The sequence below is a fragment of the Streptomyces rishiriensis genome, assembly GCF_003112535.1.
In the GTDB taxonomy this organism is placed as follows: domain Bacteria; phylum Actinomycetota; class Actinomycetes; order Streptomycetales; family Streptomycetaceae; genus Streptomyces; species Streptomyces rishiriensis.
The window spans coordinates 66,402-88,933 of the sequence record NZ_BEWA01000011.1 but is presented as its reverse complement, the minus strand read 5'-3'; the positions used below and the strand labels follow the sequence as shown (position 1 = coordinate 88,933).

Annotated in this window: 18 protein-coding genes and 1 pseudogene; 14 read left to right on the top strand and 5 right to left on the bottom strand. The window is 72.1% G+C overall.

What is annotated here, in order from left to right:
- The first annotated feature begins 52 nt into the window (after positions 1-52).
- From Sri02f_RS18980 to Sri02f_RS18925, 12 genes are all read left to right on the top strand, one after another.
- Positions 53-1,621 (top strand): glycoside hydrolase family 53 protein, encoded by a 1,569-nt coding sequence (locus tag Sri02f_RS18980; RefSeq protein WP_109002505.1) that lies wholly within the window; start codon positions 53-55, stop codon positions 1,619-1,621.
- Positions 1,622-1,831: 210 nt separating this feature from the next.
- Positions 1,832-2,119, top strand: coding sequence for a helix-turn-helix domain-containing protein (locus tag Sri02f_RS18975; protein WP_109002504.1), 288 nt, complete (start codon positions 1,832-1,834; stop codon positions 2,117-2,119).
- A 134-nt stretch (positions 2,120-2,253) separates the two neighbouring features.
- Complete coding sequence (locus Sri02f_RS18970) at positions 2,254-3,255, top strand: SMP-30/gluconolactonase/LRE family protein (protein WP_109002503.1); 1,002 nt, start codon at positions 2,254-2,256, stop codon at positions 3,253-3,255.
- 77 nt (positions 3,256-3,332) lie between these two features.
- On the top strand, positions 3,333-3,788 hold the full coding sequence (gene crcB / locus Sri02f_RS18965) for a fluoride efflux transporter CrcB (RefSeq protein ID WP_109002572.1): 456 nt from the start codon (positions 3,333-3,335) through the stop codon (positions 3,786-3,788).
- Positions 3,785-4,165, top strand: a complete 381-nt coding sequence (locus tag Sri02f_RS18960; RefSeq protein WP_109002502.1) for a DUF190 domain-containing protein — start codon at positions 3,785-3,787, stop codon at positions 4,163-4,165. The genes crcB (Sri02f_RS18965) and Sri02f_RS18960 overlap by 4 nt, the downstream gene beginning before the upstream one ends.
- Positions 4,162-4,527, top strand: coding sequence for a fluoride efflux transporter CrcB (gene crcB / locus Sri02f_RS18955; RefSeq protein WP_109002501.1), 366 nt, complete (start codon positions 4,162-4,164; stop codon positions 4,525-4,527). The genes Sri02f_RS18960 and crcB (Sri02f_RS18955) overlap by 4 nt, the downstream gene beginning before the upstream one ends.
- Before the next feature lie 106 nt (positions 4,528-4,633).
- Complete coding sequence (locus Sri02f_RS18950; RefSeq protein WP_109002500.1) at positions 4,634-5,470, top strand: undecaprenyl-diphosphate phosphatase; 837 nt, start codon at positions 4,634-4,636, stop codon at positions 5,468-5,470.
- A gap of 165 nt (positions 5,471-5,635) precedes the next feature.
- Positions 5,636-6,313: a FadR/GntR family transcriptional regulator gene (locus Sri02f_RS18945; RefSeq protein ID WP_109002499.1), complete on the top strand. Its 678-nt coding sequence runs from the start codon at positions 5,636-5,638 to the stop codon at positions 6,311-6,313.
- Complete coding sequence (locus Sri02f_RS18940; RefSeq protein ID WP_109002498.1) at positions 6,310-7,749, top strand: amino acid permease; 1,440 nt, start codon at positions 6,310-6,312, stop codon at positions 7,747-7,749. The genes Sri02f_RS18945 and Sri02f_RS18940 overlap by 4 nt, the downstream gene beginning before the upstream one ends.
- A gap of 43 nt (positions 7,750-7,792) precedes the next feature.
- A complete protein-coding gene (locus Sri02f_RS18935) occupies positions 7,793-8,809 on the top strand; it encodes an asparaginase (RefSeq protein ID WP_109002497.1) in 1,017 nt (338 codons plus the stop codon).
- Positions 8,810-9,055: 246 nt separating this feature from the next.
- Positions 9,056-10,468, top strand: coding sequence for an aspartate ammonia-lyase (gene aspA / locus Sri02f_RS18930; protein WP_109002496.1), 1,413 nt, complete (start codon positions 9,056-9,058; stop codon positions 10,466-10,468).
- A 57-nt stretch (positions 10,469-10,525) separates the two neighbouring features.
- Positions 10,526-11,464: a glutaminase gene (locus tag Sri02f_RS18925; protein ID WP_109002495.1), complete on the top strand. Its 939-nt coding sequence runs from the start codon at positions 10,526-10,528 to the stop codon at positions 11,462-11,464.
- 5 nt (positions 11,465-11,469) lie between these two features.
- On the opposite strand, the gene Sri02f_RS18920 is transcribed toward Sri02f_RS18925, so the two are convergent.
- Positions 11,470-12,267 carry an alpha/beta fold hydrolase gene (locus Sri02f_RS18920; RefSeq protein WP_245970686.1) on the bottom strand — a complete coding sequence of 266 codons (798 nt, stop codon included), beginning with the start codon at positions 12,265-12,267 and terminating at the stop codon, positions 11,470-11,472.
- Between the two features lie 206 nt (positions 12,268-12,473).
- On the opposite strand from Sri02f_RS18920, the gene mptB reads away from it, so the two are divergent.
- Positions 12,474-13,880: a polyprenol phosphomannose-dependent alpha 1,6 mannosyltransferase MptB gene (mptB, locus tag Sri02f_RS18915; protein WP_109002494.1), complete on the top strand. Its 1,407-nt coding sequence runs from the start codon at positions 12,474-12,476 to the stop codon at positions 13,878-13,880.
- Positions 13,881-13,900: 20 nt separating this feature from the next.
- Positions 13,901-15,493, top strand: a complete 1,593-nt coding sequence (locus Sri02f_RS41755) for a glycosyltransferase 87 family protein (protein WP_167467576.1) — start codon at positions 13,901-13,903, stop codon at positions 15,491-15,493.
- Positions 15,494-15,576: 83 nt separating this feature from the next.
- On the opposite strand, the pseudogene Sri02f_RS18905 reads toward Sri02f_RS41755, so the two are convergent.
- The 4 genes and pseudogenes from Sri02f_RS18905 to Sri02f_RS18885 all read right to left on the bottom strand — a co-directional run.
- Positions 15,577-16,431, bottom strand: a pseudogene (locus Sri02f_RS18905) (D-alanyl-D-alanine carboxypeptidase family protein); the annotation flags it as partial.
- A 339-nt stretch (positions 16,432-16,770) separates the two neighbouring features.
- Entirely contained in the window at positions 16,771-17,295 is a 525-nt protein-coding gene (locus Sri02f_RS18895) for a peptidoglycan DD-metalloendopeptidase family protein (RefSeq protein WP_109002492.1), read from the bottom strand.
- 99 nt (positions 17,296-17,394) lie between these two features.
- Positions 17,395-17,691 carry a hypothetical protein gene (locus Sri02f_RS18890; RefSeq protein WP_159106743.1) on the bottom strand — a complete coding sequence of 99 codons (297 nt, stop codon included), beginning with the start codon at positions 17,689-17,691 and terminating at the stop codon, positions 17,395-17,397.
- 44 nt (positions 17,692-17,735) lie between these two features.
- A complete protein-coding gene (locus Sri02f_RS18885; RefSeq protein ID WP_109002490.1) occupies positions 17,736-22,529 on the bottom strand; it encodes a peptidoglycan-binding protein in 4,794 nt (1,597 codons plus the stop codon).
- Between the last annotated feature and the right edge of the window lie 3 nt (positions 22,530-22,532).

Genomic DNA, 22,532 nt, shown 5'->3' with positions numbered 1-22,532 from the left:
TCGCCCACGAGGGAAACCCATCCCCATCACGTCGAAGGGACGACGGACGACGATGTTCCATCCCAGACGCACCCTCAGGGCCCTGCTGCTGCCGCTCGCCGCGGGGCTCGCCCTCACCGCCCTGCCCGCGCAGACCGCGCAGGCCGCGACCACCCTCGCCAACGGCGGCTTCGAGAGCGACGCGACCGGCACCGCGACCCCGGCCGGCTGGTCGACGTACTCGGCCGCCGGGCAGAACTCCGCCTCCTTCACCGAGTCCGGCGGCCACGGCGGGAGTTACCGCCTCTCGCACTACTCGGCCTCCGCCTACAAGGTCGAGACGTACCAGTACCTGTCCGGGCTCGCCAACGGCGCCTACAAGCTCACCGCCTGGGTGCGCTCCGGCGGTGGCCAGAAGGCCGCGTACCTGGCCCTGAAGAACTGCGGCAGCGCGGAGCAGCGCACCGACCTGCCGGTGTCGTCCAGCAGTTGGGTCCGGATCGTCACGTCGATCAACGTGACCAACAACCAGTGCACCATCAGCATCAACAGTGATGCCAATGCGGGTAACTGGATCAATGTTGACGACCTGACCTTCACCTCGGGCTCGACCGGTCTGTCCGTCAAGGGCGCGGACATCTCCTCCCTCGCCAAGAGCGAGGCCAAGGGCGGTGTCTACAAGACCGCTTCCGGTTCCACGGGCGACGCGGTCGCCATCCTGAAGAACGCCGGGATGAACTACGCCCGCCTCAAAGTGTGGGTGAACCCCGCCGACGGCTACAACGACAAGACGCGCGTGCTGGCCATGGCCAAGCGGATCAAGGCCGCCGGCATGAAGCTGCTGGTCGACTTCCACTACTCCGACACCTGGGCCGACCCGGGCAAGCAGACCAAGCCCGCCGCCTGGACCGGCCACTCGTACAGTCAGCTCAAGACGGACGTCTACCAGCACACCTACGACGTCCTCAACGCCCTCAAGTCCCAGGGCACCACGGCGGACATGGTCCAGGTCGGCAACGAGATCAACGGCGGCATGCTGTGGTCCGAGGGCTCCACCGACAACTGGTCTCAGCTCGCCGGCCTCGTCAACTCCGGCTACAGCGCCGTCAAGGCGGTCTCCTCCGGCACCCGGGTCGCCCTGCACCTGGCGAACGCCGGTGACGACGCCACCGTGCGCTGGTGGTTCGACAACGCCAGGACGTACGGCGTCAAGTACGACGTGATCGGCCTGTCGTACTACGGCTACTGGCACGGCTCGGCGGCCGCCGCCCAGACCACCCTGGACGACGTGGCCTCCCGCTACGGCAAGCCGGTCTTCATCGCCGAGACGGCCTACCCCTTCCGTCTCGACAGTGACGACTCCCTCGTCAACCAGATCGACACCACGGGCGAGCTGGTCACCGGCTACCCGGCGACCGCCGCGGGGCAGCTCGCCTGGATGAACACCGTGGCGAACATCGTGGAGGCCGTTCCCGACGGCCGCGGTCTGGGCGTCTTCTACTGGGAGGCGACCTGGACGGCCGTCGCGGGCAACGGCTGGGACCCGGCCGACGCCTCCTCCGGCAACGGCTGGGAGAACCAGGCGCTGTTCGGCTACGACGACAGGGCGCTGTCCTCCATGGCGTGGTTCAGCCACCGCTGAGACGCCCGCCCGACGGGCAGGGGTCCGTCCGCACCGCGCGGCCGTGCCCCTGCCCGTCTCTCTCGCACCACAGCGAACAGCCCTGTGTGGCAAGGGTGTTGGATCCCGGCCAAGGCTCCCGGAGTGCCGGACACGGCGGCCTCGCCTGCGCGAGAGTGGGGAGGGCGCGGTAGGACGGAGCCCCGAAACGGGGGCGGAGGGGGACCGAGGATGCTGAGGACTCCGGTGAGCGAGAGGCGACTGGACATCCTGGAGTGGCTGAAGGAGCCGGCCCGGCACTTCCCGACGCAGCGTCACGGGGACCCCGTCGAGGACGGCGTCCCCGCCGACGTGATCGCGACGAAACTCGGCGTGCGCCGGCAGGTGGCCGACACCCACCTCGCGCTGCTCGCGGACCTCGGCCTGCTGCGCGCCAAGCGGATCAGGCGCCGCACCTACTACCGGCGCGACGAGATGCGCATCGCGGAAGTGGCGCGCATGTTCGACAAAGGGTGGTAGCCGACGTCGCGAAGGGCCGGCAGAAGCCGGGCAGACCACCCCGCCAAAAGCCCCGGCAAAGGACCACGGCCGTGCTCCGCCGGTGTTCCGCCCTCCTGCGAGGATGGCCGCCTCCCCAAGGAAGGGCGGACCACATGGACCGTCGGGCGGCTCTCGTCCCCCTCAGGTACCTCTCCCTCCCCGGTCAGGGCCCCGAGGACGTCGTCGCCGACCCCGGAGGGCGGGTGCTGACCGGAGTGTCGGACGGGCGCATCCTGCGCGTGGACGGTCTGGACGACCCGCCGACGGCCCGTGTCGAGCACGTCGCAGAGATCGGCGGCCGCCCGCTCGGTCTCGAACTCCTCCCGGACGGCGACCTGCTGGTGTGCAGCGCCGACGGCGCACTGCTGCGCGTCGACCCCGACGGCACCGGCAGCGTCCGGGTCCTGACCGGGTCGGCGGCGGGGGAGCGGCTGCGCTTCTGCAGCAACGTCGTCGCCCTGCCCGACGGCACGGTCTACTTCACCGTCTCCAGCCGGGTCCATCCCCTGGAGGACTGGATGGGCGACATCGTCGAGCACACCGGCACCGGACGGCTGCTGCGGCTCGAACCCGGTGCCCGCGAGGCCGAAGTCGTGCTGGAGGGACTGCAGTTCGCCAACGGCCTGGCCCGCAGCGCCGACGACGCCTTCCTGATCGTCGCCGAGACCGGTGCCCGCCGCCTCACCCGCTTCCACCTCACGGGACCCCGGGCCGGCCGGGCCGAGCCCCTGGTCGAGCGGCTGCCGGGGTTCCCGGACAACATGTGGCGCGGAGCGCCCGACGGCCCGGTCTGGGTGGCGCTGGCCGGCCCGCGCGTGCCCCCGCTCGACCTGCTGCACCGCGCCGGACCCGCCGTGCGCCGCCGGGTCGCCCGCCTCGCCCTCCACGCCCCCTACCGCCCCTGGGGCGGGACCGGGGTGCTCGCGATCGACGACGACGGCCGCACGGTCGTGCCGTACTCCCCGCTGCGTTCCGGCGCGGGTGCGCCCGCCCTCACCCGGCGCCGCTCGGGGTTCCGCATGGTCACCAGCGTCTGCGAGACCGGCGGGCTGCTGGTTCTGGGCAGCCTGGTCGAGCGCGGCCTCGCGCTCTGCGAGGCGCCCGTGACCACGTGAGACGGGGTTACGCTGGTGCCCGGCCGTGATCACTCCGAAGACGTGGGGTGGTCCGGACCGGGCGGGAGACGTACGACATGACAGCTCCGGAGGCCGGGAGTCTCCGTACCGGCGCCCCACGCGCGACCACCCCCACGGGGCAGCTCCCGGTGGTCGCCGCCGTGGCCGTCGGCGGCGGCATCGGCGCCGCCGCCCGCTACGCGGCCTCGCTGTGGTGGCCCGCGCGGCCGGGCGAATTCCCCTGGACCACGTTCTGGGTGAACGTCGTCGGCTGCGCGGTGATCGGCGTGTTCCTGGTGCTGGTCACCGAGGCGGTGACCGCCCACCGGCTGGTGCGTCCCTTCTTCGGCACCGGTGTGCTCGGCGGTTTCACGACCTTCTCGACGTACGCCGTCGACGTCCGCGCGCTGCTCGGCGCGGGCCGGCCCGGCCCGGCCCTGGCCTACCTCGCCGCGACCCTGTTCGCGGCCCTTCTCGCGGTGTGGCTCGCGGCCACGGCGACCCGCCGCGTTCTCCTGTGGAGGCAGCGATGACCAGGCTGACCGGCAGTGCCCTGCGGCTGACCGTCCTCATCGGCGAGAACGACACCTGGCACCGCAAGCCCCTGTACACGGAGATCGTGCACCGCGCCCATGCCGCGGGTCTCGCGGGCGCCAGCGTCTTCCGCGGCATCGAGGGCTTCGGCGCGTCCTCGCGCATCCACACCTCCCGGCTGCTCTCGCTCAGCGAGGACCTGCCGGTGGCGGTGGTCGTCGTGGACACCGAGGAGCGGGTGCGGGCCTTCCTGCCGCAGCTCGACGAACTGGTCACCGAGGGGATGGTCACCCTCGATCCCTGCGAAGTGATCAGGTACGTCGGCCGCGGCGAGAACCGGGGCGATTCGGGCATGAAGGGTAAGAACTGGTTGTGAACTGGCTGGTGGTCGTCGTCGGCGGGATGATCGGCGCCCCCCTGCGGTACCTCACCGACCGCACGGTGCAGTCCCGGCACGACTCGGTCTTCCCCTGGGGCACCTTCGTCGTCAACGTCACCGGCTGCCTGGTCCTCGGCACACTGACCGGGGCCGCCGGCGTCGCCCCCGACCTGCGGTTGTTCCTGGGAACGGGCCTGTGTGGGGCGCTGACGACGTACTCCACGTTCTCCTACGAGACACTGCGACTGACCGAGACCGGTGCGGGCCTCTACGCCGCCGTCAACGCCGTCGCGAGCGTGGCTGCGGGGCTGGGAGCGGCCTCCGCGGGGGTGGCGCTGGGCCGGTGGGCGTGGCCGTAGGAGAATCGGGCCTGCTTCCGGCCCGCTGCGGGCCTGGTAGGACTGTGCACGACACCGGACCGTCTACAACGCTGTCGACCGAATCGTCTTCTCAGAACTGGATTCCATGAGCGCCATCTCCGTCGGCCAAGCCGTCGTCCTCGGAGCCGTCGAGGGAGTGACCGAGTTCCTCCCCGTCTCCTCGACCGGACATCTGAAGATCACCGAAGGCCTGATGCACATCCCGGTCGACGACGACGCAGTCGTCGGCTTCTCCGCCGTCATCCAGGTCGGCGCGATCGCCGCGGTGCTCGTGTACTTCCGCAAGGACATCGTGCGGATCGTGTCGGCCTGGTTCCGGGGGCTGCGCAACCGTGAGGAGCGCCACCACCACGACTACAAGTTCGCCTGGTGGGTGATCTACGCGACGATCCCGATCGTCGTCGTGGGCCTCGCCGCCAAACCGCTCATCGAGGGGCCGCTGGCCTCGCTGTGGGTGGTGGCGGGCTCGCTGATCGTCGGCAGCGGCGTGATGTGGGCGGCCGACCAGATGGGCCGGCACAAGCGCGGCGAGGACGACACCTCGCTGAAGGACGCGATGCTGGTCGGCAGCTCGCAGATCCTCGCGCTGCTCTTCCCCGGCTTCTCCCGCTCCGGCGCCACGATGTCCACCGCCCTCATCCTCGACCTCGACCGCGTCGCCGCCACCCGGCTGTCGTTCTTCCTCGGCATCCCCGCCCTGACCGGCGCCGGCATCTACGAGCTGAAGGACGCCTTGGGCACCGGCGCCGGCGCCGCGCCGCTGGCCGTCGGCACGGCCGTGTCCTTCGTCGTCGCCTACGCCTCCATCGCCTGGCTGCTGAAGTTCGTCGCCAAGCACTCGTTCAACGCGTTCGTCATCTACCGCCTCGTCGTCGGTCTGGCGCTGTTCGGTCTGCTGGCCGCCGGGGTCCTCGACAGCTGACCGGTGGAACCCCTCAGGGGGCGGGATGTCGCCATTCAGGCGCCCCGCCCCCTGAATTTTTGTTTTCGGCCGTCTTGACAGGGGCCTCGGGCCACCCGGAGTATCACTCCCGTGAACCTGTCAGACAGCCAGACAGGTGGTCGGACCCCGCGACGCGTCAGCGCCATGGAAGCGGTCCTCACCCACCTCCGCGGCGCCATCGAGCGCGGCGAGTACCCCATCGGCGACAAGCTCCCCTCCGAGGCGGAGCTCTGCCGCACCCTGGAGGTGTCCCGGCCCGTTCTGCGGGAGGCCCTGCGGGCGCTGCAGACGATGGGGCTGACCGTCGCCAAGACGGGCAAGGGCACCTTCGTGATCGCGAACACCGTCGAGGACCCCACCTTCGGCGACTACGCCGCGAGCGACCTGCTCGAAGTGCGCCGTCACGTCGAGATCCCGGTCGCCGGGTACGCGGCCCTGCGCCGCACCCCGGAGAACCTGGACCACCTCGCCCACCTGCTGGACCGCATGGAGCGCGAGACGGACACCACCGCCTGGGTCGCGATGGACACCCTTTTCCACCTGGCTGTCGCCGAAGCCGCCCAGAACCCGGTCTTCCGCCGGGTCATCGAGGAGATCCGGGACGCACTGGCGCGTCAGTCGGCCTTCCTCAACGAGCTGGGCGGCCGGCGCGAGCAGTCCAACCGCGAGCACCGGGCGATCGTCGAGGCCCTGATCGACGGTTCCGAACCCGATGCGGTGGAGGCGATGAGCCATCACCTCGACCGCGTCGAGACCACCCTCACCGACATCGTGCGCGCCCCGCGCGCGCACTCTCCCCTGGAAGGCGGACCCGAGGCGTGAGCGAACAGCACCTCAAAGACGAGACGCGCCCCTCGACCCGTCACGTCGACGCCGGAGACGCGGGCTACAGCAAGTCGCTGAAGTCCCGGCACGTCAACATGATCGCCATCGGCGGCGCCATCGGCACCGGCCTCTTCCTCGGCGCGGGCGGCCGCCTCGCCGACGCCGGCCCCTCCCTCTTCATCGCCTACGCGGTCTGCGGAATATTCGCCTTCCTCGTGGTGCGCGCCCTCGGCGAACTCGTGCTGTACCGCCCGTCCTCCGGCGCTTTCGTCTCCTACGCCCGCGAGTTCATGGGCGAGAAGGGCGCTTACACGGCCGGGTGGATGTACTTCCTGAACTGGGCCACCACCGGCATCGCCGACATCACGGCGGTGGCGACCTACACCCACTACTGGGGCATGTTCTCCGACATCCCCCAGTGGGTGATCGCCCTGATCGCCCTGGCGGTGGTCCTCACCGTGAACCTCATCTCGGTGCGGATCTTCGGCGAACTGGAGTTCTGGTTCGCCATCGTCAAGGTCAGCGCGCTGGTGATCTTCATGTGCATCGGGATCTTCCTGCTGGTCACCCAGCACCCGGTGGACGGCGCCACCCCCGGCCCGGCGCTGATCACCGACAACGGCGGCGTCTTCCCCAACGGCCTGCTGCCCATGCTGCTGATCATCCAGGGCGTCGTCTTCGCGTACGCCTCCGTCGAGCTGGTCGGCGTCGCCGCCGGCGAGACCGCGAACCCCGAGAAGATCCTGCCGAAGGCGATCAACTCGATCATGTGGCGCGTGGGCCTGTTCTACGTCGGCTCGGTGGTCCTGCTGTCGATGCTGCTGCCGTGGAACAAGTACACGTCGGGCGAGAGTCCCTTCGTGACGGTCCTGTCCAACGTCGGCATTCCGGCGGCGGGCGGCGTCATGAACCTCGTCGTCCTCACCGCGGCCATGTCCTCGCTCAACTCCGGCCTGTACTCCACCGGCCGCATCCTTCGCTCCATGGCGATGTCCGGCTCCGCCCCGAAGTTCACCTCGGTCATGAGCCGCAGCCAGGTCCCGTACGGCGGCATCCTGCTCACCAGCGGCATCTGCGTCCTCGGCGTCGCCCTGAACTTCGTCGTCCCGGCGGACGCCTTCGAGATCGTCCTGAACTTCGCGGCGATCGGCATCCTCTCCACCTGGGGCATGATCATGATCTGTCACCTCCTCTTCTGGCGGAAGACCCAGAAGGGCGAGCTGACCCGCCCGGGCTACCGACTCCCGGGCTCCCCCTGGACCGAACTGGTGACGCTGGCGTTCCTCGCCTCGGTCCTGGTCCTCATGTACGCCGACGGCGGCGCCGGACGCACCACCGTGCTGTGCCTGCCGCTGATCGTCGCCGCGCTCGTGGCGGGCTGGTACGCCCTCCGCCGCAACCTGGCGCGCACCTCGTCCAAGGCCGACGCGTGACCCCTGCGCCGGCCCACGCCCACCCACAAGCGATCAGGCAGTGATGTTCAGCAGTTCCCTCGCCGAGGCCCCCACGATCCGCGAACCCCTCCACGCACCCGTCGCCCATCTCGTCCGGGGCGGGGTGACCGAGGGCATCCACTACGGCTCCGTCGTCGTCCTCGGCGCGGACGGTGAGGTCGAGCTCCAGCTCGGCGACATCGAGGCCGCCATGTATCCGCGCTCGGCGCTCAAGCCCGTGCAGGCGGTCGCCATGGTCCGCGCCGGGCTGCCGCTCGACGGGGAGCTGCTCTCGCTCGCCGCCGCCAGCCACTCCGGCGAGGAACGCCACCTCGCCGGAGCCCGGCGGATCCTGGAGCTCGCCGGCGTCGGCGAGGACGACCTGCGCAACGTCGAGGACATGCCGTACGACCCGACCGTCCGCGACGCGTGGACACGCGAGGGACGTGGGCCCTCGCGCCTGGCCCAGAACTGCTCCGGCAAGCACGCGGCCATGCTGTACACCTGCGCGCTCAACGGCTGGTCCCTCGACGGCTATCTCGACCCGGCGCACCCGCTGCAGCAGGCGATCGCCGAGATCGTCGAGGACCTCACGGGACAGCGGATCGCCCGGGTCACCGTCGACGGGTGCGGCGCCCCGCTGTTCTCCGTCTCCTTGCACGGCCTCGCCCGGGCCGCCGCCCGCATCACCGCGGCGGCGCCCGGCACCCCGGAGGCGCGCGTGGCCGACGCCATGCGCGACCACGCCGAGATGGCCTCCGGCTCCGGCCGGGACGTGGCCGCCCTGATGCGGGCCGTGCCGGGCCTGCTGACCAAGGACGGCTTCGAGGGCGTGCAGGTCGCCGCCCTCCCGGACGGCCGGTCCGTCGCCGTCAAGATCTCCGACGGCGCGAACCGGGCCCGGGTGCCGGTCACCGCCGCCGCCCTGACCCGGGCCGGCGTCGACCCCGCGCTCCTCACCGGGTTCGCGGGCGAGCCGCTGCTCGGCGGCGGTGTCCCGGTCGGCTGTGTCCGCCCGGTGCGCGCGCTGGACCCAGTCACCGTGCAGGCCTGCGCCTGACGCGTCCGGCCGCACGGCCCGGGGGCGGCGCGCCGCCTCCCCAGGGCGAGGCGATGAACCGGCGTCGTGCCGGACAGCCTCACCCGGCCGCGCTCTCACGGCCGGCCCCATGAACCGCCGTCCCGGTCACCACCGGGCCGGCGCCCGACCGGCTCGGGCGGACGCCATCCCGTACCGCCCGAGCCGGCCGCTCCTCCTTCGCCGAAACCGCCGTCTGCCCGCCCCTCAGAAAGAGGCCGCACCCTCATGACCGCCGCAGTCACCCGCAGCGAACACGACCTGCTCGGAGACCGGGACGTCCCCGCCGACGCGTACTGGGGCGTCCACACCCTGCGCGCCACGGAGAACTTCCCCATCACCGGGATGCCGATCTCCGCCTACCCGCACCTCATCGACGCGCTCGCCGCGGTCAAGGAGGCCGCCGCCCTCGCCAACGAGGAGCTCGGCCTGCTGGCCCCCGAGAAGGCCGCCGCCATCGTCGCCGCCTGCCGGGAGATCCGCGCCGGGAAGCTGCACGACCAGTTCGTCGTGGACGTCGTCCAGGGGGGCGCCGGCACCTCGACCAACATGAACGCCAACGAGGTCGTCGCCAACCGGGCGCTGGAGCTGCTCGGACACCGCAAGGGGCAGTACGGTCACCTGCACCCCAACGAGGACGTCAACCTCGGACAGTCCACCAACGACGTCTACCCGACCGCCGTCAAGATAGCGACGGTCTTCGCGGTGCGTGGACTGCTCAAGGCGATGTCCGTTTTGCAGGACTCCTTCGCCCGCAAGGCCGTCGAGTTCCGCAATGTGCTCAAGATGGGCCGTACACAGTTGCAGGATGCGGTCCCCATGACGCTCGGTCAAGAATTCTCGGCCTATGCCGTCATGATTGACGAGGACCGCAACCGTCTTGACGAGGCGGTCCAGTTGATCTACGAGATCAACCTGGGCGCCACGGCCATCGGCACCGGCCTCAACGCCCCTGCCGGATACGCCGAGTCGGCTCGCCGCCATCTCGCGGAGATCACCGGCCTGCCGCTCGTCACCGCGGCCAACCTGGTCGAGGCCACCCAGGACTGCGGCGCGTTCGTCCAGATGTCCGGCGTGCTGAAGCGGGTCGCCGTCAAGCTCTCCAAGAGCTGCAACGACCTTCGGCTGCTGTCGTCGGGACCGCGGGCCGGCCTCGGCGAGATCAACCTGCCGCCGGTCCAGGCCGGTTCGTCCATCATGCCCGGCAAGGTCAACCCGGTGATCCCCGAGGTCGTCAACCAGGTCGCCTTCGAGGTGATCGGCAACGACGTCACGATCACCATGGCCGCCGAGGCCGGACAGCTCCAGCTCAACGCCTTCGAGCCGATCATCCTGCACTCCCTGTCGGAGTCGATCACCCACCTGCGCGCCGCCTGCCTCACCCTCGCCGAACGCTGTGTGGACGGCATCACCGCCAACACCGAGGCACTGCGCGCGAGCGTCGAGAACTCCATCGGCCTGGTCACCGCCCTCAACCCGCACATCGGGTACACGGCGGCCACCGACATCGCCAAGGAGGCCCTCGCCACGGGCCGGGGCGTCGCCGAACTCGTTCTGGAGAAGGGGCTGTTGCCCGCCGAGCAGCTGGCACGCCTGCTGCGCCCCGAGGTCCTCGCCGGCAGCGGCTCGCCCCTGGCGTGAACCTGCCTCCACACCGCTGACCAGCGGCGAACGCGTCAGGACCGGCACGGAGGCACAATGGTGATCATGACAACGACGTCGTCCCCGGCCTTCCGGCCGGTCCTGGAACGCATCGCCGAGGAGATCGAGCGCACCCCCGGGCGCGGCCGGCCCGCCGACTACATTCCGGCGCTCGCCGCCTGCGACCCGCGTCGTTTCGGCATGGCCGTCGCGGAGCCCGACGGCACGGTGTACGGCGTGGGGGACTGGCGGGAGCCGTTCTCCACACAGTCGATCACCAAGGTGTTCACCCTCGCCCTCGATCTGGCCCGCGAGGGCGACGAACTCTGGGAGCACGTGGGCCGCGAACCCTCGGGCAACCCGTTCAACTCCCTGGTGCAGCTGGAGTACGAGCAGGGCATCCCGCGCAACCCCTTCATCAACGCGGGCGCGCTGGTCGTCACCGACCGGCTCCACACCCGTACCGGGGACGCGGCCGGCGAACTCCTCGGCTTCCTGCGCGCCGAGAGCGGCAACCCCGCGCTGGGCTTCGACGAGGACGTCGCCGCCTCCGAGGCCGCGCACGGCGACCGCAACGCCGCCCTCGCCCATTTCATGGCGTCCTACGGCAACGTCGACAACGACGTGCCGGTCCTGCTCGACCAGTACTTCCGTCAGTGCTCCCTGACCGCCTCGTGCGCCGATCTCGCCCTGGCGACCGGGTTCCTCGCCCGGCACGGCGTCCGCGCCGACGGCAGCCGGTTGCTCACCCGCAGCCAGGCCAAGCAGGTCAACGCGGTGATGCTGACCTGCGGCACCTACGACGCGGCCGGTGAATTCGCCTACCGGGTCGGCCTGCCCGGCAAGAGCGGCGTCGGCGGCGGCGTCATCGCCGTCGTCCCCGGCCGCTGCACCCTGTGCGTGTGGAGCCCGGGCCTGGACGAACGCGGCAACTCGGTGGCGGGAGTGGCCGCCCTGGACCGGTTCACGACGCTGACGGGGTTGTCGGTGTTCTGAGTCAGTCAGTCGCGGCCGGGCCGGTCCGGTGCCGCCAGGAACTCGGTCAGCAGCGGGAGCAGCAGGGTCGTGCGCCGCATCAGCGCCATGTGCGTGGTGGCCGGCAGGACGGCCAGCTCCGCCCGGGGGATCAGCCGCTGCATCTCGGCCGCGTGCTCGATCCGCACGAAGTCGGTGTCGCCGATCACCAGCAGCGTGGGCGCGCGCAGTCCGCGCAGGTCGTCCGCCGTCCAGGGGAGCGGGGCGTGGGCCGCGGCGGTGCACTTGGCGATGAGGTCCTGGAAGCGCTCCGGATGCGGTGCGACGGCCGTGTACGCGTCGGTCATCTCCTGGAAGTCGGCCTGGCTCGGGAGCCGCGCGGAGGTGTAGTCGGGGGCGACGACCTCCTCGTGGTAGCCCTCCTGGGAGTACTGCGTGGCGGCGAGCACGAGCCGTCCGACCCGCTCGGGGTGTTCGAGCGCGAGGTGCAGCGCGGTCACGCCGCCCAGGCTGAATCCGAGCAGGTCGGCCTGCTCGATGCCCAGTCCGTCGAGCAGCGCCACCACGTCGGAGGCCAGGTTCGCCGGCGTCATGGCACGGTCGATGTCGGCGGTGTGCCCGTGTCCCTGGAACTCGGGAGCCACGACGCGCCGGCCCACGGCCAGCGCGGGCAGCACGGCCCCGAAGGACAGTCCCACGGTGAGCACGCCCCCGTGCAGCAGCACCAGCGGACGCTCGGCCCCGTCGTCGCAGCCATGGCTCTCGTAGTACATCTCCAGGCCATTGACCTTGGCGTAGCCGGAACTGTTCGCCACGTTCGTCACGTCCGTTCGGTAGCTCGGTAGCTCGGTAGCTCGGTAGCTCGGTAGTTCGGTAGATCGGTGGTTCGGTGGAGGCGGTCACAGGAGAGACCGCCCGGGCCGACGGAACTCATCGCCGCCGCCCGAACACACGAGCCGGTCACGCGCAGGCCGCCGCCCCGAAGGCGGGAGGTCGCCCCGCGGCCATCCGGCGTCGACAGCATGACGGGGTGTCGGCCAATGCTTCCCCCCTCGATCTCCGTCGCTGTCAGGTGCTGGGCCTGGCCGGCACGGCGAGTCTCGCGCTCGGCGGCGAGACGGCCGGCGCCCTGCCCGCCCGCGAGCTCCTCGCCCCGTCCTCGGCGCACGCCGTCCTCGGACTGGTCGGCGTCTACTTCGGCCTGGTGCTGCTGACCGCCGCCTGGATCCTGCTGGGCCGACTGGTGCGCGGCGCGCGGCCGCCGACGCCGCGCGCCCTCGTGCTCGTCCTCGCCGTGTGGGCCGCGCCGCTGCTGATCGCACCGCCGCTGTTCAGCCGCGACGTGTACAGCTACCTGGCCCAGGGCGCCATGGTCGACGCGCACCTGGACGTGTACACGCACGGTCCGGCCCGGCTCGGCGGGCCGCTCGCCGAGGAGGTCGCCCCGCTGTGGCGGCAGACCGCAGCCCCTTACGGGCCGGTCTTCCTCGCGCTGGCCGCGGCCCTGTCCGCCCTGACCCGCGGCGCGCTCTCCGCTGGGCTGCTCGGCATGCGGTGCGTGGCGCTGTTCGGGGTGGCGCTGATGACGGCCGCCCTGCCCCGGCTCGCCCGGCACAGCGGCGCCGACCCCTCGGCCGCGCTCTGGCTCGGCGTCCTCAACCCGCTGGTGCTGCTGCACCTGGTGGCGGGCGCCCACAACGACGCGATCATGCTGGGACTGCTCGGCGTCGGCCTGGTCGCCGCGCTCGGCCGCCGTCCGGTGCTCGGGGCCGTCCTCGTCACCCTCGCCGCCCTGGTCAAGGCCCCGGCCGCGCTGGGCCTCGTGGCGGTCGTGGTCCTGCAACTGCGCGCGGGCCGGCGTCCGGCACCGGTCCTGCTGACGACCTTGGGCGCGTCGGCCGTCACCACGGTCGCGGCGACCGCCGTCGCGGGCACCGGATACGGCTGGATAGCGGCCCTGGACACTCCGGTCTCCGCACACAACTGGGCGCTGACCAGCCTGCTCGGGCGGGCCACCCGCGCCCTCCTGGAGGACCTCGGCAGCGACCTGGCGCCGCTGGCCGTCCCCGTCTGGCACGGTCTCGGGCTCGCGATCACCGCCGTCGCCCTCGTGGTCATCTGGTGGCGGCTGCGTCCGCGTCCGGTGTACGCGCTCGGACTGAGCCTCGCCGCGGTGGCCGCGTTCGGCCCGGCGATCCGTCCCTGGTACGCGTTGTGGGGCCTCTTCCTCATCGCCGCCGCGGCCCCCGACACCCCGACACGGCATCGGACGGCGGTCGTGGCCGGCGTCCTCGCGCTGGCCGTGCTCCCCGACGGCGGCCCGCCCGACCCGGGCCGCCTGCTGCTGGCCCTGTGCGGCGGCGCGCTCGCCGCGGTCGTCCTGTGGCAGGCCCGGCTCGCGGCACAGGCGCCGGCCGCCCTGGGGCGTACCGCATGACCCCGAAGGACGTCCCCGCCGTGCGGGCGCCCCGCACCGACCGCGGCCGGCTGCTGCTGGTGCTCGCCCTGGCCCTCGCCGTCACGGTCTTCACCGCGACCGTGCCGCTGCTGCGGGACTGGTTCGACCTGCGCGTCTACTACGGCACCGTCGACACCTGGATCCACGGCGACGGCCGCGTCTACGACTACCGGGTGCCGGGCACGCCGTACGGCTTCACCTACCCCCCGTTCGCGGCCGTCGTGATGTCGCCCATGGCCCTGATCGGCCTGCGCACCGCGATCGTGACCGCCCTGCTGCTCAACCTGGCGGCGCTGGCCCTCGTCGTGCGGGTGCTGTCCGGGCCCGGGTGGCGGCGGCACGGCTGGTACGGCGCCGGCCTCGCGGCCTGCGCGCTCGCCCTGTTCGAGCCGCTGCGCGACACCATCAGCTTCGGCCAGGTCAACCTGCTGCTGCTGGCCCTCGTCCTGGCCGACGCCCGGCTGCTGGCGTCCGGCCCACTCCCGCCCTCCGGCTCGCTCCCGCCGTCCGGCTCGCTCCCGCCGTCCGGCCCGCCCCACCGGCACGGCCGGGCCCGTCAGGTCCGAGGGCTCGAGCGGTTCCGGTGGCCGCGCCGGTCCGGTTGGTCGCGGTGGGCCGGAATCGGCATCGGGCTGGCGGCGGCGGTCAAGCTCACGCCCGCGCTCTTCATCGGCCTGCTGCTCATCGCCCGCCGGCGACGGGCGGCCGCCGTGGCCACCGCCGTGGCGGCCGGCGCGACGGCGTTCGCCGCGCTGGTCGCCCCCGACGCGTCGCGCTTCTACTGGACGCAGGCCCTGTGGGACACGAACCGTGTGGGCCGGCTCGACTACGTCTCGAACCAGTCCCTTCAGGGCGTGCTGGCCCGGCTGGGGGTGGAGAGCCGGGCCGTCTGGGCGGTGCTGGTCGTGCTGGTGCTGTGCGGGTGGGCGTGGCGGGCCCGGCGCGCGGCGGCCTCGGGAGACGTGCAGGGGGCGTTCGCCCTCACCGGCCTCACCGCCTGCCTGGTCAGTCCCGTCACCTGGGTCCACCACCTGGTCTGGCTGCTGCCGTCGTTCGCCGTGCTGATCCGCGTGGGGCGCCCGCGCGTCGCCGGCGCCCTGTACGCCGTGCTGTGCACCAGCGTGGTGTGGCTGTGGTTCGACGACGCGTCCGGCGTCGGCGGCTTCCTCGGCGCCAACGCCTACACCTGGGTCACGCTCGGCCTGCTGGTCTGGCTGCCCGTCGGTCACCTTCCCCGGGACCCGCGGCCCGCGAACCGCAGCACCAGCGCCACGGCGGCCCCGCCCAGCGCGGCGGCCCCCACGACGAGCGCCGCCTCGGACCAGCCGCCGGCCCCGTCCCCGCCGCCGGCCCTGACCGTCGCCGCGGTCGCCACGGTGGGGGTCGGCGCGGACCGCGTCGACGGGGCGGCGGACGGCGCCGACCGCGCGGGCGGCCGGAGCCCCGGTGCGGAGGGCGTGGACGGCGCCGCCCCCGGCCCGTATCGGGGATCGGGGAGCGGGGGCGCCCGCAGCGCGTCCAGCGAGCCCACCGGATCGACCCGTCCCGCTGCCGCGAAGCCCCAGTCCAGCAGCTCCCGCGCCTCCTCGTAGACGGCGAACCCGCCGCCCGCCTGAGGGTTCATCACCGTCACGACGAGGGTGCGGCCGCCCCGGCGGGCCGCGGCGACCAGGGTGTTGCCGGCGTTGCTGGTGTAGCCGTTCTTGATCCCGATCAGCCCCGGGTACGGCTCGACGCCGTTCGCCCCCGTGAGCAGCCGGTTGGTGTTGGCGATGCCGTAGGACTCGTCTCCGTCCCCGGGGAACTCCGCCTCCGCTGTCGCGCAGTACCGCGCGAAGTCGGGGTTGCGCAGCCCCTCCCGTCCGAACACCGCCAGGTCGTAGGCGGAGGACACCTGGCCGGGGGTGTCGTAGCCGTCGGGCGACCGCACGTGGGTGTCCAGCGCGCCCAGGGACCGCGCCTTGGCCTGCATCCGGGTGGCGGTGGTGTGCCAGCCCCCGCTGAGCGAGGCCAGGACGTGCACGGCGTCGTTGCCGGAGTTGAGGAACACGCCTCGCCACAGGTCGGCGATCCGGTAGGTGTGGCCCTCGGCGACGCCGACGAGGCTGCTGCCGGGGCCGATGCCCATGAGTTCCTCCGCGCTCACCCGGTGCCGGAGCTCGCCGGGCAGCACGGGCAGCACCGTCAGGGCGAAGAGGGTCTTCAGCGTGCTGGCGGGAGGAAGTGCCCGGTGCGCGTTCGACGCGGCGAGCACCTCGCCGGTCCCGGCGTCGGACACCAGCCACGACAGGGCGGAGACGTCCGGGACCTCGGGGGCGCCGGGGTGCGGCCTGACCTGCGTGCCGGAGCGGTACAGCAGCGACGGCCGAGGGAGCGTCCCGCCCGGTCCGCCGGCTGCGCCCGGTGCGCCGGGATGCCCGGGGTCCGTGCCGGCCGGGGCGGCGGCCGCGGCGGGCCCGAGGGCGAGGACGCCGGCCACGCAGAACGCGCAGGCCGCCGATGCGGCCCGGGAAGAGAATCCGATCGTCATATGATCAACGTAGGAACCGATGGCGGCTTCCCCGCGGTACCCGTGCCGGACGGGCCCGCGCGAGCACCCGGATGCCGCACGTTCAGCGGCCCGTTGCCCTCCGGCCGCACACTGCTGCCTTCCGGCGCCGCTCCGGTCGCGGTCCGGCGGCCGCCCCGCGGTCGTGCGGCGGCCGTCCCACGGTGGTCGGCCGGCCCTTCACCTGCTGGTCCATCCGCAAACTCGCCGCCTACCTGCGCGAAGTCCACGGCCGCGTGCTCCGGATGGGCCGGGGAGAGCTGAGTCTGCCAAGCGTCCGTCACGGTCGTACCGCTTGATGGAGTGGGAAGCGCTCGATCTTCAGTTGACGGTCGGCGGAGAGCCGTCCTGCATGAAGGTCACGGTGGTGACGGCGTCCGTGTTGGCCGTGTCCAGGAAGAGCTTGTAAAGATCGACACCCGTGTACGTGCCGTCCGGGGCGCCGCCGATGATCTCGACCAGTGCCAGATGGAGATGGGTCGCCGTCGGATCGAACCGGAGCACGGTACCCAGGAGGTCGCCCCTGCTGACGGTCGAGCCGACGCCCAGTCCGTCCGGAACATCGGTCAGATGGGTGTAGAAGCCGCCCATCATGTCGTTCGGGGCGCGCATGAACAACTGCGCGCCGTAGACCTTCTGGGTATCGGCGGCGGGGTCGTGCGGCGCGTACTTGGTGATGTGGGCGTCGAAGGCGGCGAAAATCTCTGTGCCTTCGTCGGCGCCCAGGTCCATTCCGAACTGGATGTACCACTGGGGTGGTTGATGACCACCCTGGTTCGGGCCGCCCAGACCGCCGGAGAACCCTGACGGGAACGGGTTGGAGAAGTCGATGTCGAAGGAAGACATGACGTCCGTCCTTTCGTCTTCACATGGTTGGTGAACGTTCTTGTCACTCACGCCGAAAGCACGTGGAAACCGAGTTCGGCGAAGACGGCGCGATCGATCTCATCGTCCGTCAAAGGGCGCCTGGAACTGGCGCCTCAGGGCGTCCCGGTCGGCGGCGACCTGGTCGGCGGTCGCCTCCGCGCCGTCGTCGTTGACCAGCCAGCGAAGCTCCTGGGCCTCGGCCAGCGAACGCTCTCGTTCCGCGTCCGTCGGCGCCGAGTCGGCCTGCGCCGTCTCGTCCAGTTTGTTGCCGATGCCCGTGCTCACCCAGCTCTTCTGGTCCAAGTGCATGCAGTTCACGCGGCCTTCGAGCGGATCGTTGAAGCCGATCCAGTAGTTGCGGACGCTGTCGAACATGGTGAGGTCTCCGTCCACTCGTGGGTTCACGGGCCTGCGCGAGGTCAGTGAGGGGAGAATCCGCCATGGCCACCGTGGCCGCCATGGCCCTGGTGGTCACCGTGGTCGCCGTCGCCGTGCGGCCCGCCGAAGCCGTGCGGCCCGTCGTCACGCTGCGGCCCGTCGTCGTTGTCGTCCTGGCCGCCGGATCCCGGGAAGAGATCGACGGTGTCGCAGTACAGCACCGGCCCCGGGGGCGTGGGGAGCGCGGCGGGCGGGGGAGCGACGGCGGGGATGTTCTCGGTCTCGACGACCGTCAGGCGCAGTGGCACCCCTGGCCCGACGGGTGGCACCGTGACCTGGCCCATGTAGGAGGGCCGGTGGGAGGAGTCCGCGTCGACCGAGGTCAGGGGGGTCGATGTGTCGTCCAGGGTCACCCAGCCGAGGTCGTCGTCGCCGACGACGTCATGTCGTCGTTGCAGCACGGCGGTGATCAGCGGTGGCGGGGAGTCCGTGGGGTCCCAGGAGGGGCCGGTGACGCTGACCGAGAGCACCGGGCCGGGCCTGACGGTCAACTCGCGGTCGGGCAGGGTGCGGACCAGGTCGGCGAGGACGACCCGGGAGATCTCGAAACCCGGGATCGACTCCGGCTGGTACCGGACCAGAGCGAGCCGGACGAACGGCAGACAGGCGTCCCCTGTGTCGATCTCCAGGTCGAAGTACCAGCGGCCGCCCTTCTCGTCGGCGTCGAACTGCGGGGCGAAGCCCACCACCGTGACGGGAAGCGGGCCGGAGGGCGTGGGCACCGAGAGCGGCCCGGAACGCCGCACCGCGTTGGTGAACATGTCCGCGGTCGGGGCGACGACCGGGGCGGAACGGTGAAGGGGATCGCGGCCCATCAGCGTGACCCAGGAATCCCGTACCGAGGCGGGGTCGCCCCCCGGCGGCTCGCCGAGGACCACACCGAGCAGTTCGCCGTCACCCGAGGAGTACCAGGGACGGTCCACGTACACCCGGATACCGCCACCGAGCCGGCGCTGGACGACGGCGCCGTCGGGTCCCTTGTCCCGCTCCAGCGCGAGGGTGGGCATGCAGTAGAGCACGCGCGGGGACGTGGGCGCCGCGCTGCTGGGCACCGAGTGTTCCCGCGGCGCCCCTGTCACGGTCAGCGTGCTCTCGCCGGGATCGGCGAACTGCGCGGGGAAGCAGTCGGCGAACCTGCTTCCGGCCACGGGGCGGTAGCGCACCGTGCGGTGTCGGGTGTCGCCGAACTCGTGGTTCTGGAGGACGGCCGGAGCGACGGCGGCCTTGGCCGCGCTCTCGACGCCGGCAGCCCTGGACCGGGCCGCTTCGTCGCTCTTGGCGGCGGCAGCGGCCACATCGCCCGCGTCCTTGGCCGCCTTGGCGGTGTCAGCGGCTTCCTTGGCCGCCGCCTTGGCCGCCTTGGCCTGGTCGTCGGCCGTCTTGGCCGCGTCCGCGGCAGTCTTCGCCCGGTCCTCGGACGCCTGCGTGCTGAAGGTCAGGACGCCGTTGTCGAGGACGGCGACCTGGGGGCCGTGGGTACCGGGCGGGTCCGCCCTGCCGGTCAGGAGTCCGAACACCGGGGCGGCCATCGGCCGGGCGTCGCGGCCGGTGGGTCCGGCGTCCGTCACCTCGGTCCACTCGGCGACGAGTTCGATCCGGCCCGTACTGGCCTCGTCCAGCGCGATGGTGCCGGCGAGGTGCTCGGCCGTGGCGCCGGGGGCGCGCGGGGGCCCCGACCCGGAGAGGTCCAGCACGGGTGTCCGCAGCGGCCGTTGGACCGCGTGCACGAGGGTCAGTTCGTGCCAGGGGGTGAACATCCAGTGCCGGCCGGCCGCGGCCAGTTCAAGGACCGCTTCGGGGTCCGGCGACTCCGCCGTCGTGACGGCCGCGTCGTCCGTCCCCGTGGCGGGTGCGGGTGCGGGTGCGGGGGTGGGTGTCCCGTCCGGGGGCCGCCGGCACCACCGGGCCAAGCCCATGAGGTCCGCGTCGAAGTCGATCCCGGAACACACCCGGACCGTCGCCACGGCGCCCTTGGGCAGTGACACGGTCAGTACCCGGGAGGCGTCGTCGAACCGGGGCGGCGCCGTCCCTTCGGCCAGCCTCACCCGCAGGGACCTGGGACGGTGCCAGACATCGCCTTCCCAGGGGACGGTGAAGGGCTGACCGGCGGGCATGCCCGGGAGGTCCAGCAGAACGGCTCCCATGGACAGCGGATCGGGAAGGTAGGGCAGTTCGACCTGCTCGCCGGTGTGCAGGGCGATCGACGCCGGGTGGCCGGGGTCCGCCGCGGGTGAGTCGACGGGCTTCAGCTGCACACCCGGCTGCGTGTCGCCGAGGGAGCCGTTCTCCCTGGTCGCCAGCGCGTAGACCGTGTCCTGGGCGCCGGGGTCGGTGGAGCCGATCGCCGCGTCCAGCAGTCCGTGCCATTCCACGCATTGAAGGGACGCCTTCGGCGCCACAAGGTGACGTTCGTCGATCCCCTGGTACGCCACGTGCCCTCGCGAGGTGACCAGTGCCGACTTGTTGAACTCCGCGGCGAACTGCTCCGCGGTGCTGCCGTCCGCGGGCGTGAAGCCGTGGCCGCAGTCGACGGTGAACCCGCTCTTGTGCCCCAGCGCGGTCAGGGACTCGCAGCCTGGGTCACCGTCGGCGTCCGCCCCCGCGAAGCCCTGCGCGAGCTGCTCCGCGGCGTAGGCCTTCCTGGTCTCATCGCCGAAGACGCCGTCCGCGCCGCCCAGCAGGGGGTGGCCGGCGGCGATGAGAGCCTTCTGGACGGTGCGGACGGCGTCATTGGTCAGGCCGGACCGGACATCGGCCAGGGCCACCGCCGTCGTCTGCCCATCGGGGCCCGCAGGACCGGCCGGGGGCGGCTCGGCACCCGGGCTGCTCCGGATCACCATCCGCACGGCCGAGGCGCCCTCGCCGAACGGAAGCCGGGGCACCACGGCCGGCGCCGGGACCGCCTCGAACCGCCGGAACGGCTCCGGCCCTGGACCGGGAAGCGCAGTACCGGGCAGGGCCTTCAGCGCCGTGGCCTGCGTGACGTCGAGGCCGTTGCCCGCCAGGTCGACGGTGCGCAGCCGTACCCGGTACTGCTGGCCGAAGCGCAGACGGGGGAGTGAACCGGGCCGGACCTTCACCGTGATCTCCAGCGGCACCCCCGGCGGCGCGTCGTTCCTGGGCGGCATCGGCTTGTTGGGCGGCAGGTGATCGTCGGGCGAGCCCGGGTCGGTGTCCAGCACCAGGCCCGGACGGGGCGCCGACAGCGACCAGCCGTGCCAGGAGACCAACTGCTCGGGTACGTACAGGGGCGGAGCCGTCGCCGACGGGACGCTCTCGTGCGGCGGTGAGGCGAGGTGTGCCTGGCAGAAGCCTTCGTCGGACGCGGTGAGCAGGACCGGTCCGGCACCGGGCTGCCGGTACTCCACGTCGCGCTCGTGCAGCGAGAACCACGCCCCGCGTGTCTCGTCCCAGACGTCCAGCCGGTGGCCGCGGACCACGTCCTGGGCCAGCAGCTCGGGGGCGCTCACACCGTCCGGGGCGGGCTGTGGGGAGGCGTTCGCGTTCTGCGGAGTGCCCGGGGCCGCCCCCGGTGTCTCCCCGGCCGGTACGCCGTTGCCGGCTCGTTGTGCCGAGACGACCTGGGAGAAGGCGTTCTCGTGAACGGCGGCCCGTTGGAACTCGTTCTTCAGGCTGTCCGCGCGGTCGTGCCTGATCAGGGAGAATCCGCGGGTTCGCACGGGGGACAGGCCCGTGGCGTCCGCGGGGACCGACAGCAACTTGAACGCGGCACCGTCGATGTCGGCCTGCTCCAGAGCGAAATTCTCGGAAAGCACCACCAGGCCGCGGGCCGGCGATGCCAGCGGGTCGCCGTGAGCAGGGGACTGCGCCGCGGGAACGAAGACACGGCGGGCGGGGTCGAGAGGGTCGGCGGAAAAGACGTAGCGGGTCCGGCAGGACACGTCGAACGCGCCCTGTTCCAGAGCGGACGCCCAGTGCGGGACGACCGTCAGCAACCGCTCGCCCGAGGAGGCGGGGAGCTGCTCGACCGGCAGGAGGAAGTCCAGGACGAGTCCGAGGCGCCGCAACAGGACCGGGTGGTCGCCGAGCGAGGTGAGCATCGTATGGAAGTCGGCAGGGGGCAACGAAGGCGGTGGTGGCGGGTCGGGCGGGGGCTGCTGTCCGTCGCCGGCCAGCCCCTCGCTGACGGTGGTACTCGGCTGCGGGACGCTGTGGAACGCGTTCAGGGCCGCCAGGTCCGGGGGCACCGCACCGTCCTGCGGCACATCGGTCCTGAGCTCCGTCTTGATCGTGTGCGGGCTGCTGCCGGGCTGCGGGATGTCCTTGGGTTCGTTCACGTGGGCGGAGCTCTGAACGCTCAGCGCGTGCCTCGTCGAGGGCGGTGCCTCGGGGTGGCCCATGGCCGCTCCGACGTACACCCGTTTGGTGTAGTCGCTGACCTGCGCGGCCGAGTAGGTGCGCTGCCCCCGCTCGCTCGACGATTCGAAGACGTAGGGCTCCAGAGGGGTGTTCTCGTGGAAGAGCTTTCTCCACAAGTCCGCGTCGGGGGGCGGACCTTGCGGCCTGAGGGGGCCGGCGAACGGTCCGTGCGCCACAGCCGGCGCCCCGGTGCCGTCCTCCTCGGTGGCGAACTCGAAGGTGGCGTCCTTGAGTTTGTCCGGCCAGCTGACGAGATCTCCGAAGCCGGACAGCGTGCCGCCCTCGTGCTCGGGCTGCAACCGGGGGGCGAAGAACACCGACACCCGGGCCTGGGTGCCGTCGTCCGACAGCCCGGCAGGGAGAACGGTCAAGTTGATGTGCTGTTCGAGCGGCATGGT